Here is a 17527-nt window from a genome sequence, read left to right as displayed (position 1 = left end):
AAGGTATGACCGAAGGGTTAGTGGCTACTGTTGAGGAATTAATCGCTTTCAAGCGCTATGCGCAAAAAGCGAATTATAGGCCTGAGTCCAGAGTGAATCACTTTGGCAATCATAATTCCAAATTGCGCGGGCGCGGGATGGATTTCGCCGAGGTGCGAAATTATCAGGCGGGTGATGAAATACGGCATATGGAGTGGCGGGTCACAGCCCGCACCGGAAGGCCGCATGTGAAATTGTATGAGGAAGAGCGTGAGCGGCCGGTAGTCATTCTATGCGATTTTAATCCTTCCATGTTTTTTGGCACTCGCAAAGCTTTTAAATCGGTCATAGCAGCCCGTCTTGCGGCGATGATAGCCTGGACAGTGATTAAAAACGGAGATCGAGTCGGCGGTCTATTATACTCGTCCAAATCGCATGATGAATTTACACCCCACAGTCGTAATTTGGCGGTACTGCCCTTTTTAGCGGCCCTAAGTCGCTACACTGCTCTCAACGTGGCTAATGATGGCCAGGGCCGGGTTCTTAGTGATGCTTTGTTGCGGCTTAGACGGGTAACCAGGCCAGGCAGCATCCTGGTAATTGCCAGTGACTTTTATCAGCTGGATGCAGAGTCGGAGCCTCATTTAAGCCGCCTAAGGGCGCATAATGACATTTTAATTTATCACATTTGCGATCCTCTAGAGTTAACTCCGCCAAAACCGCAGCAGTACCCCATTACCAATGGCAAACAGGAAATGATTCTGGATACAACCCGTAACGACGTGATCACAACTTATCAAAATTATTGTCAACAACGAATTGAGGACTTGCAAAATCTTTGTAAACGTTTGCAAATTCCCTATATCCAGCTTACGGCTGAAACCAATATTCCTAAATTAATCAGATTAACTTTTCCACGGGGAACAAATGGCTGAAGCGCAATTATTAAAGAAATTGCACGATATCCATTTGCCTGAGCAAGTCGGTTGGTGGCCTCTTGCCCCAGGATGGTATGTTCTCATCATCTTGTTCCTAATTCTTCTTGGATATGGCTTGTATGGCTGGCAAAAACGGCGTAGGAATTCACGTCCCAAACGAGAGGCTTTGAGTCTTTTGGAAAATTATCGTTTGCACTATCTGCAAAATAAAAACAGTCAGCTCACGTCTATGAAAATTTCAGAATTACTGCGCCGGGTAGCCTTGGTTTATTATCCCAGGGAGGAAGTGGCTGGCTTGCGAGGGCAAAGCTGGATTGATTTTCTAAATTCGAGCAGCAAACACTTGGACTTCAATCCAGTAAGCCATCTACTCTTGGAATTGCCCTATCAACCGAACAAAGACATTGAGCTTGAGCCCCTTTTTCAGTTAGCAAGAGCTTGGATTAGGCAGCGAGGTGTACCATGTTTGAATTAGCCTTTCCATGGGCTCTTTGCGCCCTGCCACTTCCGTTTTTGTGGCTGTTTTTGCCGAGAGCTCAAATTAGTCTTACTGCTGCAGTTAAAATTCCATTTTTTAATGCCCTGGCTCATCGCATGGATGAAAAAAAATATGGTTTCTTAGAACAAAAGATAAATGTTTTATTGATTTTGCTATGGGTTTTGTTGCTTTTGGCTGCTGCAGGCCCGCGTTGGATTGGTGAACCCCAGCCAGTTGAAAGAGAAGGGCGAAACATCATGCTGGCTTTGGATTTATCAGGAAGCATGGAATTGCCAGACATGCTGCTAAATGGTGAACCGGTGAGCCGCTTGACGATTGTAAAACAAACGGCTGAGGAATTCGTTAAACAACGCGTGGGCGATCGAATTGGATTAATTCTATTTGGAACTCGCGCCTATTTGCAAACTCCCCTAACCTACGACAGGCAATCGGTTTTGGTTCGATTGGATGATGCTTCCGTTGGATTAGCAGGGCAAACGACTTCAATCGGGGACGCTCTAGGGCTTGCGGTTAAACGTTTGCAAGATGTTCCGGCAAAGGGCCGGATTATTATTTTGTTGACTGATGGGGCAAATAATTCAGGCGTTTTACCTCCTTTAAAAGCCGCTGAATTGGCCAAGAATGATCATATTAAGGTATATACCATTGGTCTAGGGTCCGAATCCGATCCAAGGGCTTTAAACAATATTTTTTTTAACGTGAATGCCTCCGCCGATTTGGATGAGAAAACTTTGCAGGAAATCGCCAAATTAACAAACGGGCAGTATTTTCGCGCGACGGACAGCCAATCATTGAATGAGATTTATCAAACCATCAACCAACTTGAAACGGTGCAGCACGAGGAAGCAAGCATTCGCCCGCAAATCGATTATTATCCTTGGCCACTCGCTTTGGGATTTTTGTGTTTTTGTTTTTGGCTGTGGGCAAGAGCCGGTTATTTTTCTTCTCAACGAAAATTAAACCCGCAAAAGGTGACTGAATCATGACGGAATTCCATTTGTTACGTCCTTGGTGGCTTTTGGCTTTCCTGCCGGTGTTTTGTTTGATTTGGATGTTGTGGCGCAAACCTTCGCAAATTGAAGCTTGGGCCGCCATATGTGATCATCATTTATTAAATAAACTATTGCAATCTAGAGGAAAGAACAAGAAATTAGGGACTCTTATGCTCTTGTTATTGTGTGCTTCCTTTATGATCATTGCCCTGTCCGGGCCGAGCTGGTCACGTTTGCCAGTACCTGTTTATAAACAAATACAACCGCGGGTCTTGGTCTTGGACATGTCGGATTCCATGTTGGCTAAAGATTTGGCCCCGGATCGATTAACGCGTGCCAAATTCAAGCTACACGATATTCTAAATAACAATCATCCTGGGCAGTTTGCCTTGCTGGTTTATACTGGCGAACCCTTCATTGTAGCGCCTTTGACAGATGATGCGAAAACCATTGACTCTCTAATTTCAACGCTTACCCCAGACATTATGCCTGTGGAAGGCAATCGCCTGGACTTGGCTCTTGAGCAAGCCAGTCAATTAATAAGCCAAGCTGGATTTAATCATGGACAAATTCTTGTTTTGACTGCTGAAAGCCCAAACGACGAATCATTAGCACTTGCGAAGAAGTTAGCGCAAAAACAAATTTACACTTCGGTAATGCCCATCCGAGCCAGCGATGATGCCGAACCGCTGTTCCAAACTTTAGCGACAGCGGGTGCTGGCAAGCTCATTAATTTCAATGATGATAAACAACTGGCAAAATGGTTGTCTTTAACCAAAAGTAACAATGACTATCATCGCAGCCAGCAAGATAATGTATCGCTCTGGCGTGATGAAGGGCGGTGGTTTATCTTGCCGGCTTTGCTGTTTTTATTCCCGCTGTTTCGCCGCGGATGGTTACAGAGGTTATCCGCATGAAAGCAATGGCTTTGTTTATTTTAGTGACTCTGTCATTTCCTTCCCACTCGTTTAGCTGGAAGAATCTTTGGCAAACCAAAGATCAGCAAGGACAGGTCTTAATGGCAGAAGGAAAATTTAAGGAAGCGCAAAAAACATTCCAGCAGCAAGCCTGGAAAGCAGCCGCTGCTTACCGAGCAGGAAATTACAAGGAGGCCGCAGAATATTACTCTGCCATGCAAAATGCCGAAGGCTTTTACAATGAAGGCAATGCTCTAGCCATGTCAAAGCAGTATGAACAGGCCATAAAGGCTTATGATAAGGCTCTGGCCCTTAACCCAGAGCATAGGGACGCCGAATATAACCGCAAACTCATTCAAGATTTATTAAGTCAAAACCAGCAAGACCAGAACCAGCAAGACCAAAACCAGCAAGGCCAAAACCAGCAAGGCCAAAACCAGCAAGGCCAAAACCAACAAGGCCAAAACCAACAAGGCCAAAACCAACAAGGCCAAAACCAGCAAGGCCAAAACCAGCAAGGCCAAAACCAGCAAGGCCAAAACCAGCAAGGCCAAAACCAACAAGGCCAAAACCAACAAGGCCAAAACCAGCAAGGCCAGAACCAGCAAGGCCAAAACCAACAAGGCCAAAACCAGCAAGGCCAGAACCAGCAAGGCCAGAACCAGCAAGGCCAGAACCAGCAAGGCCAAAACCAGAAAAATACAAAGCAAAACCAAGAAGAAAAACAAGTAAATCAACATGGGCAAGCTGCTGGTGTTTCGGCTGAATCTGCTGATGAAGTACAGCAACAACAATCGAAAGAACAATGGCTAAAATTAATTCCGGATGATCCAGGCGGGTTATTGCGAGAGAAATTTTTAAGAGATCATATGCGTAGGCAACGTGGATGGTATCAATGAAACAAATAATTATAAGTATGGTTTTACTGTGGGTGTCCCATTTGGCTATGGCTACTGTGTCCATGGACGTAGAGACTAAAAAAATTCAGGAAGGAGAAAGTTTTAAGATAACTCTAACATTGGACGGAGATGAAGCCGATAGCGTGCCCGATTTAACTCCCCTGCAAGAGGATTTTAACATTGACGGGACAGAAAGAAGCATGAATTACACCGTCATTAATGGTCAGGCGCATTCATTAAGTCAATGGATAATTCTAGTTACGCCTAAGAAGACGGGTGTAGTCGAAATCCCTGCACTGCAGGTAGGCTCTGAGAAAACTCAACCTGCCACAATAGAGGTGTCGCAGGAAAGCACTGGAAAAAATAAAGGTGACATTGATAACCAGCAGGATATTAGACTGATTACTGAAATTAATGAGCCAAATCCCTATGTGAACCAGCAAGCCATCCTAACAGTAAAATTATTGACCAGCCGTCGCTTAATTGATGTGGATTATCAACCTCCGAAATTGCAAGATGGTATTTTGATTCCCATAGGTTCTGGAAACCAGTATCAAACCATGATCAATGGGACACTGTATGCGGTGGAAGAACAAAAATACGCTTTTTTTTCACAGAAAAGTGGTGCGGTACAAATTCAGCCCCCCCTGTTCCGAGCACTTGTCTATAATGATGTAGCACCTAAGCGAGTGACTGCACGGGCAAAACCAATTACTGTGCAAGTCAAGGCAATCCCTTCCCAATATACAGGAACAAATTGGTTGCCGGCTAAAGGTGTAACGTTAAGTGAACAATTTGACAACAATTCTTCTACGGTAGATCAGGGAGGAACTCTGGTCCGGACTGTGCAGCTTCAGGCGGTTGGTATTCCGGCACAGCTGTTGCCAAGCCTTGATTTTGCCAGTAATGCGCATTCCTTCAGTGTCTATCCTGATAAGGCTAGCCAAAGAAACAGTTTAAGCCAGGGAAATTTAGTCGGCCACAGCATCATAAAAGTAAATTATTTATTTAACAAGTCCGGAACCATTACTATTCCTGAGTTAAAATTACATTGGTTTAATACCACTACAGCGAAGGAGGAAACGGCAATTTTACCCGCCCATATTATTGACGTCCGCCCGGCTCCTGGCCATTCGCAAGCGGCAACCATAGCCCCACAAAACAAAGCACCCAAGACTGTATCTTCGTCAGACGCGAAGACATCTGCACCTTCTCAAAATACCCCTAAAAGGACGGCATTGAACGGGCAGTGGTCTGATTTAGGGTGGTGGGTTGCAGCTTTATTTGCTTTGGCATGGATTGTTACCCTCCTGTTATTGTTTCGCAAAAAACCGGATAGGCAACAGCTAACAGCAGGTTCAAAAGAGTATGTCCATTACCTTCAGGAAGCTTGTGCTCAGAATAATCCTCATGCAGCACGTGATGCTTTGATTCAATGGGCACGACATGAATGGCCGAAAGCTAATATCTTAAATTTGACGCAGGTGGCCAACTTGCTGCACCAGGAAGAATTTCTTAAGGAAATACATCATTTAACTCAAGTGTTGTATGGTGAATCGCAGCGTTGGCAGGGAGCGGCGCTATGGCAAGCCTTTCTTTCCCATAAAAAAATTAAACATTCTGATAAAGAAAATTCGAGCTCTTTACCCGGCATGCATAAATTATAAAAGAAGAGTTAAATTAATGGCCATTAGTCTGCATGGCAGCTGATGGTAAGTTAAGGCTAATTGCAGCAAGGGCAAATGGATGACTTCCTGGATGGCGAAATAAATTTGTGCAAAGCCGCTTTGTTTTTATTTTAAGCTAAAACAAAGTCCATAGGCCGGCATGCATGAACATGCTGAGCCCCCACCACAACTTATCGCAATTGAGAATTATTCCCGCAATTCTCGCTATTTATTGCAGTCTGGGTTATAATGAAACTACTTGGTTTTTGTTCCCTGGCTGGAAGCAGTGTTCTTCGTGAAATTCCCTCTTTTTGCAGTGTTCAGTAGCGAATCAGCGCACAATGGTAATCCATTATTGGTTTTCAACCCGGGTAATGATATCAAGTGTTTGTTTAATTTTATTTTGGAAAAAAGAAATGTCTGCGAAAGAAACAGGCCACGTTAAGTGGTTTAATGATGATAAAGGTTATGGCTTCATTAGTCGTGATAATGGTGAAGATGATGTGTTTGTGCATTTTCGCTCAATTAATAGCACTGCTAGTCGCAAGACCTTAAAAGAAGGCCAACGCGTTGAATTTATGGTAACGAAAGGGCCAAAAGGATTGCAAGCTGAAGATGTAACTGCTGTTTAAATCTCTGCTGTTTCTCTTTCTTCCCTATTGAGATCACGGATTGTGATCTCAAAGAGGGATAAATCTCTTTATCTTAAAAGATTCATTAAATTTTCAACTTTCTCATAGTTTCTATTGAGATCAAACCATCAGAAATTTTTGGCCTATACTATTTAAGCTGAAACTATGCTTTTAGTCCCTGCATAGGTGATTACCATAATTATTGATGTTAGAAGCAGACAGGAAAATGCATGAAGGAAAATACATTTCATTTTAATGATCTTATGCTCAATTATATAGAGGGGCCGAGGAATGGACCTCCTATTTTGCTATTGCATGGTGCCACCAAACGTTGGCAATCGTTTATGCCCATTATTGAAGAGCTCTCACAGTATTTGCATGTTTATGCAATGGATTTTCGCGGGCATGGAAAATCCAAGCACACTCCCGGCGCTTATCGTTTACAAGATTATTTAACTGATTGCTATTCTTTTATAAAGGAGTGCATACAAGAGCCTGCTATTGTTCTGGGCCATTCCCTAGGCGGAATGATTGCCATCATGCTGGCAGCCCATCATCCACAATGGCTACAATCACTGGTTGTTATTGACTCCCCGGTAACCATTACCTCATTGCGCAATTTGGCCGTCTCGCAAGCTGAATTGGCCAATCGATTAATCCAGTGGTTGCGGATTAGTAAATTGTTCAATTTGCCTGGTTTAAACAATCATTTTATACCAGAAAGCCTTAGTCAATGTGACCCAGATATGCTGGCGGCAATCATCAATGAGTTTGAAACAACATTCCACAGTTATGAAGTGGAAGATTTGTTCCCAAAAATAAAATGTCCAACCTTGTTGATTCGAGGAAATTCCGAGCGTGGAAGTTTAATTCGGGATGAAGACCTAACCAAGGTTTTACAATGGTTACCAGGTTGTAACCATATTAAAATCCCTCATGTCGGCCATTCTCCAATCCGGGAAGACAGGAGGGCAGTTTTAAGTGTGCTCGAAAGCTTTTTAAAACAATCATCCATTTAAGCCATTAGACAATACCCTTTCAGGATGGTTATCGCTATAATCTTGGCATCTTATATTGCTGGGATGCACGATGATAAGATTGTTTGCTTGGCTCTGGCTTGCTTTCCCTCTTGTTTGTTTCTCCTCCATTGAAGTCAATGGCAAATATGAGGCTCAAAAAATTTGTCCCCTCTATGTTTCTAAAAATAAAAGAACAAACCCGGATGGCGCCGTAATTCAATTAAGGGAAAATTACGAGATAAGAGAGGTCAATCGCTCCAATAATCCAGATTGGTTACGTCTCATAGTTCCTAATCTCACACCATCACTAAGATGGGTTCATGCTGATTGTGGGATTTTTTATTTCGAAGCGCACGGCAAAAACAGTTGCGAACAATTACCCAATCTAGCGGATTCCTACATTTTAGCGCTAAGTTGGCATCCAGGATTTTGCCAATCCTATGGTTATGAGGCTGGTAAGGCCGAATGCAAGCATTTAAAGGCAAACGCCTATTCTGCCCATCATCTGATTTTGCATGGCCTTTGGCCTAACCAGCAAATTTGTGGAGAACATTATGGCTACTGTGCTGTAAATCCACGTAAAAACCACTGCGATTATCCTCCTCTTGCCTTTAGCGCCAAAGTCGATGAACGTCTGAGGCAATTTATGCCAAGCTATGCAGCAGGCACATGCCTGGAACGCCATGAATGGTATAAGCATGGCAGTTGTCAAATTTTGACAAATGATGCCTACTTCAGCTTGGCCATGCGTTTAAATGATGAGTTTAACCACTCCGCTTTAGGAGAATTCATCAGTGTTCATGCTGGGGATAAAGTCAAACGCGAACAATTAAGAAAATTGGTGGTGCAATCTTTCGGGCAAACTGCTGCTCAGCGAGTGTATTTTGGCTGTAAGGATGGTTTACTGGTTGATGTATGGTTGCAGTTGCCGGCTCTTATTCCACAACAGGAATCACTATTTGACCTGATGCAAAAATCCGCTGATTTCAAATACAATGAGTCCTGTCCACGGGATATTCGAATTTCTGATTTTAATGCAGATGCTTGGTAATAATGAAGGTAAACAAGTTGTTGCAAGAGTGATGGACAGTCATCCAATTGCTACAATCATCTTGCGCATTATACTAACTTCCTCTAATGTAAGGACATTAAGAATAGGGGAAATCCTGGCTATGTGGATGCGGTTTTTTTTATGTTTATTTGTTGTTCTCATGAGTGCAAGTTGCAGCCATAAAGTGCTAGTGATTCCAGCAAGTAGTCAAAAGGCATTGCACAATCGTCCCATGCCGGCTTTCAATCAGGTTATGGTTGAAGGAAACATCAATGTTAAACTGAGAACGGGTTTTCGCCATCCCCGCTTGCTCTTACGTGGTGATCCCCTCGACTTGCTCCAGGTGCAAACCAGTGTTGTCAATAATACCCTCCATGTCTCAGTGGGCAATGGTTATCCGAAATCCGGCCCAATTAGCGTTGAAATCCAAGCCCGCTATTTAAATTCGTTTACCTATCATGGTTCCGGAGTTGTTACTGGTAAAAATTTACATTCAAGCCTTCTGGATGTTTCAATTGATAATCCGGGCCAAACGATTCTTGGTGGTCAAATTGTATTGCGCAAGCTGGAGGTGAAAGGGGGGGGCTACACACAAGTGAGTGGAGTTTCCAGTCAATACTTACAGCTGTCTATCATCAATAGCAAAGTACAATTGGCAGGTAGGATGAACATAAGTCGCCTCGAATTGGATGAAAAGGCCTGGGTTGCCATGTATTGGGTTAAAAGCCATGCCTTAGTAGTCAGAGGGAAAGGGCAATCGTTTATGCAGTTGGCAGGCATTGTGGATAAACTGGATGTCGAATTATGCGATCGCTCGCGTTTTAACGGACGCTATTTGCGAGCCAATCGCGCTTTTGTGAAAACCCATGATCACTCTGTGGCAGACATTTCAGCGGTCAATCACCAGCACACATTAGCCACGGATGCCAGTGACATTTATTTCTATAATGTCCCAACGATCAAGACGGATTTCATGGCTTATAATGGTTCTGTTTTGGACATGCGTGATTGGAGCCCCTGGGACAGAAGTGTTTACACTCGTTACAATAAGCCTTAAGACGGGGAATAACTGTCACAGCCTAGCTGGTCAGCAATGAATGGCTTTCTTTGTTCAAAGACTCAGACTCAAGCCGTTGATTTTCTTTCATGCACGCAATAATGCTTTCTGTGTCACCGTCTAGAGGAATGACGTGAGCTGAATTCTTAAGCCAGTGAATTTTAGCATTGTCTACATCTTTGAAGCGCTCTGCAACTCGTTGGGAATCGACCACTTTATCATGGCAGCCTAAAAATACATCCGTGGGGCATGTTGGCGCCGAAAAGGAAAAAGTGTTTATGAGATTTATGATTTCCAGCACCGAGCTAAGCGGTAATTTGCGATAAGCAATTTCCCAATGCTCATCTGTGAATAAGTCGCCTGCAGCGCCCCGGACCTCTTTAAAACCCAAACGGCTGAGAATTTTTGCCAATTTTATGGCCTTTTGTGCTGATAGATGCAAATCCAGAGCGGGTGCCAGCAAATACAAATGATGTAAATTAAAATGCGACGCCAAGTGACAAGCGAGTAGACCCCCTAAAGACAAACCAAGCACATCCACTTCTTTAAATTCGGACAGCAGAAGTTTGCAGGCTTCTTCCGCGGTATTTAACCAGGAAATTGCCTTTGTATTTGCAAAGGCTTCGACACTGTCTGCATGTCCTGGAAGTACCGGACCAACAATGGCATCATAAAAGGAAAAAGAAGGCACCATGGCACGAAATACTGCTGGAGTGGAGGTAAAGCCATGCAAAAGGAGCAAAGCCCGCTCATTATTGCCATTTCGACGATCTATCGCTGCCAATAGCGGGAGATCTTCTTTGCTTAAAGCAAAGAGATGAATACCACGCCGCATACCTCGTAAATCATCTATGTTCATGCCAATCCCTCTTGTTTGCAAAATTATTGTAAATAAATAATCCAAATGATTCTTTAACAAATTCGATTTGTTATTATTTAAATACAAAAATGATCATCAATAATAATAGTTGGGTTTTAGCACAATTTACATCATCGGTAGAGGGTAGTTGTGCTATCTTTATAAAATAAGATTAAGTTTAGGGGAATGCTATGGGTACCTCACCGGACGATCTCACATCGTTCATGTCTGATCTCGATGAGAGAGAGCCAGTCGATGACAGTTCAGCCAATGATGGACCTGATTCTAAAGCAAAAAAAAACGACGGTCCTAAGCCAAAGCCTCAAAACAATAAAAAAGATGAGGAAAAGAAAGATTCGTCTGCTGATCCTCAGCAAAAAATGCTCGATGACTTAAAGAAAATGGTTTCAGAGCTGAATAATGCCATTTATGGAAAATTATACGATAAAATTGATGAAGGTTTGGATAAGGTTAAGCAGGGTATAAAAGGGGCTTTCTCAAAAGGGAAAACCGACGAACCCGATAACCCCAAAGAAGATCCCGATCAAACTCAGAAACAAACCAGTGATCCAACTCAGGGCGAAGACGAGCAACAACACAAGAAAAAAGACAAAAAAGGGCCTCAGAAACAACAATCTCAAGGTGAAGAAGAAGATGCTATTGAGATGGAAGAAATGCAACAGGAGCAACAAGAAGAGCCTGATGAACCTAATGAAGAGGAATCTTCTGAACTTGAGGTCGAGGAAGAACAGGAAGAAACTTTAGAGTCGGATGAAGAAGAGGAACTGGGGCAGGATTTAACTGAAGAAGGTCCCTCCATGGAAGAACCTGCCATGGAAGAGGAATCATCCATGTCCAATTCGCCAAGTCCAACATCAGATGCGCCTGAGCCCATGCAAATGTCTGCATCCAGTGACACAATGACTGGTCCTGACATGAGTGATACGTCATCCTTAGATATGGGTCAAGGTTCTGGTTCACCCGATGTAAGTCAAGTTGCTGAAGTGGTGGAAGAGAATCCCGAACTTGTGGCAGCTCTCTAAACGAAAAAGCAAAGGCTTTGTCTCAATTTCTGTAAGCAGCGAGGGAGTGCTGCTTATTTACTTGATTAAGCATCCAGCGCCCCCTCCTTCCACTCGTTTAATTTTCCAGCAATTTATGAGGTAAACTCTCAAGTCTTCCTGCTTGGGTCACGACAACATAATTCAGTTTACGTTGCAATTCGCTAATGGTATCCGCTCCTGCATAAGTTAAGCCTGAACGCAATCCGCCTACGATATCAGCGATGATGGCATCTTGATTATTGCGATAGGCAACCTCTGCAGATACGCCTTCTGCTGTTTTCCATTCATGCATTTGACCTAAGAAATCTTCTTGGGCTTCGCGTGATGCCATTCCCCGGTAGCGTTTTACTTGACGGCCGTCTTCTTTGGTAAATACTTCTCCAGGAGTAGGTTCCGTGCCAGCTAACATCCCGCCTATCATGACAAAATCAGCGCCGAAAGCTAAAGCCTTCACAATATCCCCGGAAGTACGTATACCACCATCGGCGACAATGGAGCGATCCGTACGCGCACAATCCTGAATACAGGTTAGCATGGGAATGCCAAAACCCGTTTTAATGCGGGTACTGCAGACTGAGCCACCGCCGATCCCTGCTTTAATGATGTCAGCGCCGCAAGAAGCTAAGTAATCTGCTCCAGCGTAAGTGGCTACATTGCCTGCCATGATGCAGCGGCTGCCCAACAGCTGGCGTAGGCTCTTTAAAGTCTTACCGACGTATTTGGCATGAGCATGGGCTACGTCAACGCAAAAATAATCAGCTCCGGCATCCCGAAGAGCCTCGGCGCGTTGCAGCTCCGCATCCGTACAACCCACTGAGACAAACACAGGAGCTTGGCACTTTTTAAATTCATTAATATTGTCTTCAATGCTTAGGAAACGATGTAAGGCCCCCATAGCGCCTTTGCTGTGCATGAAATTGGCCATTTTGCTTTCAGTGATGGTGTCCATATTGGAACTAATCACCGGCAATTGCAGAGTCAGCTTGCTTAAACGATCGGTCATGCTGATGTCAACAACTCGTCGTGATTCGTGATGATTGTAAGCTGGAACCAACAATACATCATCAAAAGTGATGGCCTGGTTGTTCATGATAATCCTCTTTGGCTAGGCAAAAGCGTGTACTATAAATGTTCAGCAGCATAATAAGCAAGTCTTGATCGTTCACCCCGAGTTAAGGTCATATGGGCACTATGCTGCCAATGCTTGAATCGATCGACTGCAAAAGTTAAACCAGAGGTTGTTTCTGTCAGATAAGGTGTGTCAATTTGCTTGATGTCACCTAGACATACAATTTTACTGCCCGGTCCAGCACGGGTAACCAGAGTCTTGATTTGCTTTGAAGTCAGGTTTTGTGCTTCGTCAATAATGATGAAGCGATTTAAAAACGTTCGACCGCGCATGAAATTTAACGAGCGGATTTTAATTTTGTTTTGCAATAAATCCTGAGTAGCGCCCCGGCCAAAACTACCGCCTTCCTGGGAACTATGCAAAACTTCTAAATTATCCATTAAAGCGCCCATCCAGGGAGTCATTTTTTCTTCCTCTGTTCCTGGCAAGAAGCCGATGTCTTCGCCGACCGGGATGGTGACCCGGGTCATAATAATTTCATTATAACGACTTTGATCCAAAACTTGTGTTAAACCTGCCGCTATGGTTAGGAGAGTTTTTCCAGTTCCTGCCGAACCTTGTAAAGTGACAAAATCGATTTCCGGATCCAGCAACAAATTCAAAGCGAAATTTTGTTCGCGGTTGCGTGCGATGATGCCCCAGACTGAGTGTTTGGCTTGGGTGTAATCGCGAGCCAATTGCACCACGGCACCACTCTCGCTGACTTCCTTCACAATGGCTTGAAACTGGTTATCCTGTGTACTGATGCAATCATTGCAATTCCATTGGGCGGTGAGAGGGCCACTGATGCGATAAAAGGTATTACCATTATCTTGCCAGGCTTCCATATTTTTCGCATGACTATCCCAAAAATCATTGTCTAAAATATGTAAGCCGCTATGCAATAAATCGACGTCATCCAAGACTTTATCGTTGTAATAATCCTCAGCAGGAATACCAAGGATGCCTGCTTTAATACGCAAATTGATGTCTTTGGAAATAATAATAACTTGTCGGCCAGGGTATTTCTTCTGCAACCCTAAGGCAGTTGCTAACAAAGTATTGTCTGCTTTATGTCCTGGAAGGGAGGTAGGACGCAATTGTTCAAATTCATCCGTCTGGAAAAACAAACGTCCACTGCTTTTAAGTTTTTCTGTTTTGAAAAACTGCGCGATTGGCAGCCCTGCAACCACTTCCTGGTGCGTTGCGCCACTCATTAGCTCAACCAACATGCGGTTCGTTTGCCGAACGTTACGCGCCACCTCGGAAAGCCCGGTTTTATGACTATCCAATTCTTCCAACACCACCATTGGCAAATAGATGTCATGTTCTTCAAAGCGATAAATAGCTGTGGGATCATGCATCATGATATTGGTATCAAGCACGAACAGTTTAGTTTCTTTGTTTCCTTTCTCCATTGATTTACCCCAAGCTAAAATGTATTCATTGTGCTGAGGGGCATAAGCGCAGTCAAGATTTATCTTGTAGTAAATCAATTATATAGCGATCTTCATATAAATTTTGCTAAAGCAAACCATTAGGATTCCTGAAGTTGCCTTAAGGCCTGCAACAACTCTTGCGCATGGTTTTTGACCGAAACTTTACGCCACTCCTGCCGCAAGATTCCTTTGGGATCAATTAGAAAGGTGCTGCGTTCAATGCCTCGTACTTGTTTGCCATACATGGATTTCATCTTAATCACATCAAATTGTTGACATAAGGCTTCTTCTTTATCGCTAATGAGTTCAAAAGGAAGTTGTTGTTTGGCTTTAAAATTTTCATGAGATTTAAGACTGTCCCTCGAAATGCCAAAAATGTTGGCATTCAGCTGGGTGAATTTAGGATAAAGGTCCCGTAAATCCGCTGCCTCCTGAGTGCATCCCGGGGTTGAATCCTTCGGATAAAAGTAAAGAATTAACCATTTTCCCTGAAAGTCCTCCAGGCGTCCTTCAATCCCACTGGTCGCTACAAATGATTGGCTGGTAATTGGATCTCCGATTTGCATAAACTCTCTCCTTTGTTAAAACGCAGACACTCTTCAATTCATTTCACCAATAGCTTTTATTAAGTGTATAATCAATCTTTTTTATAGTTCTAGTCCCTTTAGGTGTCCTATGGCTAGCCATAAGCAAAGCGCCACGATTGTTGTCAATAAAAAGGCGCATTTTGAATATTTTATAGAAAATGAGTACGAAGCGGGTTTGGCTCTTGAAGGTTGGGAGGTTAAAAGTTTGCGCGCCGGAAAGATTAACCTTTCTGATGCCCATGTCATTATTAAGAATGGCGAAGCTTTTTTGCTGGGAGCTCAAATTCAGCCTTTACCGACGGCTGCTGCACACCTTTATCCAGATCCCAGCCGCACTCGTAAATTGCTTCTGAACCGCAAGGAGCTTAATCAACTGATTGGCAGCGTTGAGCGTCAAGGTTATACCTTAATCCCTCTCTCACTGTATTGGAAAAGCAATCTGGTGAAGATGAAACTTGCCCTGGCCAAGGGAAAGAAAAGCCATGACAAGCGAGAAACGATTAAAGACAGGGACTGGCAACGTGATAAAGCACGCTTGCTCAAAAAACACAAGTAAGCAAGCTGCTATTGCTTACTTAATCTTCATTCTCAGATTGTTTAGGTACTTTCATCCCCTTTTCACGGGCTTTGGATAAACCAATAGCAATGGCTTGCTCTCGACTTTGTACTTTATGTTTGTCACCGGGGCCACTGTGTGCAGTTCCCTTTTTATAGCGGTGCATTTCCTTCTCAACTTCTTTCTGGACACCTTTGCTGTATTTCCTTGTCATACCTCCTCCTGCAAAATGCATTGCAATGTCTTCTTTCTAAGTATAACAAAAGCTCACAAATGACTAATTTTGGGCAAAATGTTGAAATAAGATGATATAAATCGCATTTTGGGTTATCCTTGGACATCATCGAGGAGTTTGGCAAAATGAAAAAAAAATTTGAATGGTTGCAATCTGAAAAATGGCAAGAACCAACCCCGGAACAAATTGCTGCGGCGCATAAAAGCGGCTTAAGTTCAATACCTACTGGCGCTGAAATACCCTGGGACATTTTAAATCATCCTCATTACAAAGAAGTTGATTCAGTTGAGGCTGAAAAATTGGTCCAAGAAAAGCCTGAGCTCCATGGTGTACTATTAAGAAAGGCTTCTGTAGTTGGCCAAACAGCAGTTACTGTGCTTACTCCACAAATGAAAGTAGTAAAATATCTTTTAGCCAATCAGGAATTGAATCTAAGAGCCAGTGCTTGCAACTATTACAAAATCAATCTTGCTGACACCGTAGTCGAGCTTACTCAGGCCTACCACTTGCAATCGCAAGGAAAATACGCCGATTTTATTTTTGCTGGTATCGATGAGACAATCCAGCAGATAAAAAATAAAATTCAAAAGGATAATGAAGAGCGTGCTGCTGCTTATTTTCTAGTTAACGATTCTCCTGATTTTGAGAATGAATGGAAGCCAGAAATTTAAGCCTAAACTCAGCCAATGAAATGTGTAGCTGAATTCTCTGCATGCAAAAAAACTCTAACTTTGTTTGGCTAATCTATACTTAAAGTTATTAAAAATTTTTAAGTCAATGGTGGGCAACAAATGTCGTCAGTTAAATCCTTAAAAACATTAGATTCTTTAATATTTCTAACCAAATTAACCCGACAAACCAAGAGTTCTCCATCATTCACCACGGTTGATTTCCAAGGGTGTTCGGCGAATTATTTTGCAAACAATCGGAAAAAGAAAAAAGGTTTAATGGTGGTGTTTCATGGGGCAAATCAACAAGGAAATGCTGACCAAAGATATTATGGATTTGTGAATGGTTTAACGGCAATTGGCTATGATTGTTTGTTGCTTCAACTGCAAGCGCAAATAGAGCTTCGCCCCCCTCGCCAAGAAGATTATGATGCTGTGACTAATTACCTCAATCATTTTGCCGAAACAATCAACAATTATAAAAATATCTCGTATATTGGACCCTCTACTTCTTGTTTATACATGAGCAAAGTAGCGGCGAATCCAGGGCTTAAAAGAAAGGTTGATTCATTGTGTTTTATCAGTCCATATTTTGACCCAGGTACTCATTTTAGGGAATTGCTTGAGACACCAAGAAGCTTCTATGCGCAATTGGTCATGCTCAAAATGATGCTATTTAGTGAATTTGAGCAACAGCCGAGCAAACATTTTGGCGAAGAGCTTTTGCTGTTTAATCGAGCAATTGATTACTGCCTTAAAAACAAATTTGAAGCCAGTGACTCTCATCACATACTCAATTTTATTGCAAAAGAATCACCCAAAAGTAAAAGGTTACTAAAATTCATTCAAAACCTAGGAAAAACAGGATTTATTGATGAAGAATTGCAGTCCTCTTTTAATGACATCGTGAATAAATCAAAGTATGACGATTGCTTGTCTAAAATCCAATCCAAAATAACCCTAATTCACGCTTATACTGACCCCATTTTTTCACCTGAAAACAGCTGCCTTTTGGCTGAAGAATTGACCCACCGGCGAATTGATAATCATTTGGCAATTACTAAAATGATTGCTCATGCGGATCTGGTGACAAAAAATATTGTGAAAGAATCCATAGGAATTGTTAAGGCTCTGAATCACTTTTTCTCAGCCCCATTGGCAATTAATGCAAATTTTCTAGCAAATGAAAATAAATATACTAGACTTTAGAAATCAAGTTCGACTGTCTATGACGAATTACTTGGAATTGAGTAATTTTGATGGTGAGAATAATTAATCCTTTTCTGGGAGAAAAGGTTGGTTAGCAAATGGAATGTGTAATCTTACAATGTGGATATGCATTTCAATTTCAGCTCAGCAGT

The 17527-nt window shown here is 42.7% G+C and carries 19 protein-coding genes; 14 read left to right on the top strand and 5 right to left on the bottom strand.

Features of this window, described 5'->3' with window-relative positions; translation table 11 throughout:
• Positions 1-5: 5 nt before the first annotated feature.
• From EL203_RS13445 to EL203_RS13400, 10 genes are all read left to right on the top strand, one after another.
• A complete protein-coding gene (locus EL203_RS13445; protein WP_058471731.1) occupies positions 6-914 on the top strand; it encodes a DUF58 domain-containing protein in 909 nt (302 codons plus the stop codon).
• Complete coding sequence (locus EL203_RS13440) at positions 907-1392, top strand: DUF4381 domain-containing protein (RefSeq protein ID WP_058471732.1); 486 nt, start codon at positions 907-909, stop codon at positions 1390-1392. Before EL203_RS13445 ends, EL203_RS13440 begins: the two co-directional genes overlap by 8 nt.
• Positions 1380-2402 carry a vWA domain-containing protein gene (locus tag EL203_RS13435; protein ID WP_058471733.1) on the top strand — a complete coding sequence of 341 codons (1023 nt, stop codon included), beginning with the start codon at positions 1380-1382 and terminating at the stop codon, positions 2400-2402. Before EL203_RS13440 ends, EL203_RS13435 begins: the two co-directional genes overlap by 13 nt.
• Positions 2396-3325 (top strand): vWA domain-containing protein, encoded by a 930-nt coding sequence (locus EL203_RS13430; RefSeq protein ID WP_058471734.1) that lies wholly within the window; start codon positions 2396-2398, stop codon positions 3323-3325. The genes EL203_RS13435 and EL203_RS13430 overlap by 7 nt, the downstream gene beginning before the upstream one ends.
• Entirely contained in the window at positions 3322-4224 is a 903-nt protein-coding gene (locus EL203_RS13425) for a tetratricopeptide repeat protein (protein ID WP_058471735.1), read from the top strand. The genes EL203_RS13430 and EL203_RS13425 overlap by 4 nt, the downstream gene beginning before the upstream one ends.
• On the top strand, positions 4221-5891 hold the full coding sequence (locus tag EL203_RS13420) for a BatD family protein (protein WP_058471736.1): 1671 nt from the start codon (positions 4221-4223) through the stop codon (positions 5889-5891). The genes EL203_RS13425 and EL203_RS13420 overlap by 4 nt, the downstream gene beginning before the upstream one ends.
• A gap of 416 nt (positions 5892-6307) precedes the next feature.
• Positions 6308-6523, top strand: coding sequence for a cold-shock protein (locus tag EL203_RS13415; RefSeq protein ID WP_058472253.1), 216 nt, complete (start codon positions 6308-6310; stop codon positions 6521-6523).
• A gap of 230 nt (positions 6524-6753) precedes the next feature.
• On the top strand, positions 6754-7542 hold the full coding sequence (locus tag EL203_RS13410; RefSeq protein WP_058471737.1) for an alpha/beta fold hydrolase: 789 nt from the start codon (positions 6754-6756) through the stop codon (positions 7540-7542).
• A 70-nt stretch (positions 7543-7612) separates the two neighbouring features.
• On the top strand, positions 7613-8593 hold the full coding sequence (locus EL203_RS13405; protein WP_058471738.1) for a ribonuclease T2 family protein: 981 nt from the start codon (positions 7613-7615) through the stop codon (positions 8591-8593).
• On the top strand, positions 8583-9650 hold the full coding sequence (locus EL203_RS13400; protein WP_232003964.1) for a GIN domain-containing protein: 1068 nt from the start codon (positions 8583-8585) through the stop codon (positions 9648-9650). Before EL203_RS13405 ends, EL203_RS13400 begins: the two co-directional genes overlap by 11 nt.
• A gap of 22 nt (positions 9651-9672) precedes the next feature.
• On the opposite strand, the gene EL203_RS13395 is transcribed toward EL203_RS13400, so the two are convergent.
• A complete protein-coding gene (locus tag EL203_RS13395; RefSeq protein WP_058472255.1) occupies positions 9673-10509 on the bottom strand; it encodes an alpha/beta hydrolase in 837 nt (278 codons plus the stop codon).
• 191 nt (positions 10510-10700) lie between these two features.
• Here EL203_RS13395 and EL203_RS13390 point away from each other — a divergent pair, with 191 nt between their 5' ends.
• Positions 10701-11552, top strand: coding sequence for a hypothetical protein (locus EL203_RS13390; RefSeq protein WP_122224944.1), 852 nt, complete (start codon positions 10701-10703; stop codon positions 11550-11552).
• Positions 11553-11649: 97 nt separating this feature from the next.
• Here EL203_RS13390 and EL203_RS13385 read toward each other — a convergent pair whose 3' ends face one another.
• From EL203_RS13385 to EL203_RS13375, 3 genes are all read right to left on the bottom strand, one after another.
• A complete protein-coding gene (locus tag EL203_RS13385; protein ID WP_058471740.1) occupies positions 11650-12663 on the bottom strand; it encodes a guanosine monophosphate reductase in 1014 nt (337 codons plus the stop codon).
• 32 nt (positions 12664-12695) lie between these two features.
• Entirely contained in the window at positions 12696-14099 is a 1404-nt protein-coding gene (locus tag EL203_RS13380; protein WP_058471741.1) for a PhoH family protein, read from the bottom strand.
• A 119-nt stretch (positions 14100-14218) separates the two neighbouring features.
• Positions 14219-14686: a peroxiredoxin gene (locus tag EL203_RS13375; protein WP_058471742.1), complete on the bottom strand. Its 468-nt coding sequence runs from the start codon at positions 14684-14686 to the stop codon at positions 14219-14221.
• 109 nt (positions 14687-14795) lie between these two features.
• Between EL203_RS13375 and smpB the strand changes: the two genes are divergently transcribed.
• The gene (gene smpB, locus EL203_RS13370) at positions 14796-15263 is read left to right on the top strand and encodes an SsrA-binding protein SmpB (RefSeq protein WP_058471743.1); all 468 of its coding nucleotides are present in this window, start codon (positions 14796-14798) and stop codon (positions 15261-15263) included.
• Positions 15264-15282: 19 nt separating this feature from the next.
• On the opposite strand, the gene EL203_RS13365 is transcribed toward smpB, so the two are convergent.
• Positions 15283-15477: a DUF6496 domain-containing protein gene (locus tag EL203_RS13365; RefSeq protein ID WP_058471744.1), complete on the bottom strand. Its 195-nt coding sequence runs from the start codon at positions 15475-15477 to the stop codon at positions 15283-15285.
• 146 nt (positions 15478-15623) lie between these two features.
• Here EL203_RS13365 and EL203_RS13360 point away from each other — a divergent pair, with 146 nt between their 5' ends.
• Entirely contained in the window at positions 15624-16169 is a 546-nt protein-coding gene (locus EL203_RS13360; RefSeq protein ID WP_058471745.1) for a hypothetical protein, read from the top strand.
• Between the two features lie 120 nt (positions 16170-16289).
• Positions 16290-17375: a hypothetical protein gene (locus tag EL203_RS13355; RefSeq protein WP_058471746.1), complete on the top strand. Its 1086-nt coding sequence runs from the start codon at positions 16290-16292 to the stop codon at positions 17373-17375.
• Positions 17376-17527: the final 152 nt, after the last annotated feature.

The sequence above is a fragment of the Legionella jordanis genome, from assembly GCF_900637635.1.
GTDB classification, from domain to species: Bacteria; Pseudomonadota; Gammaproteobacteria; order Legionellales; family Legionellaceae; genus Tatlockia; species Tatlockia jordanis.
The sequence above is the reverse complement of the archived record's forward strand: the minus strand, read 5'-3'. Positions and strand labels throughout refer to the sequence as shown.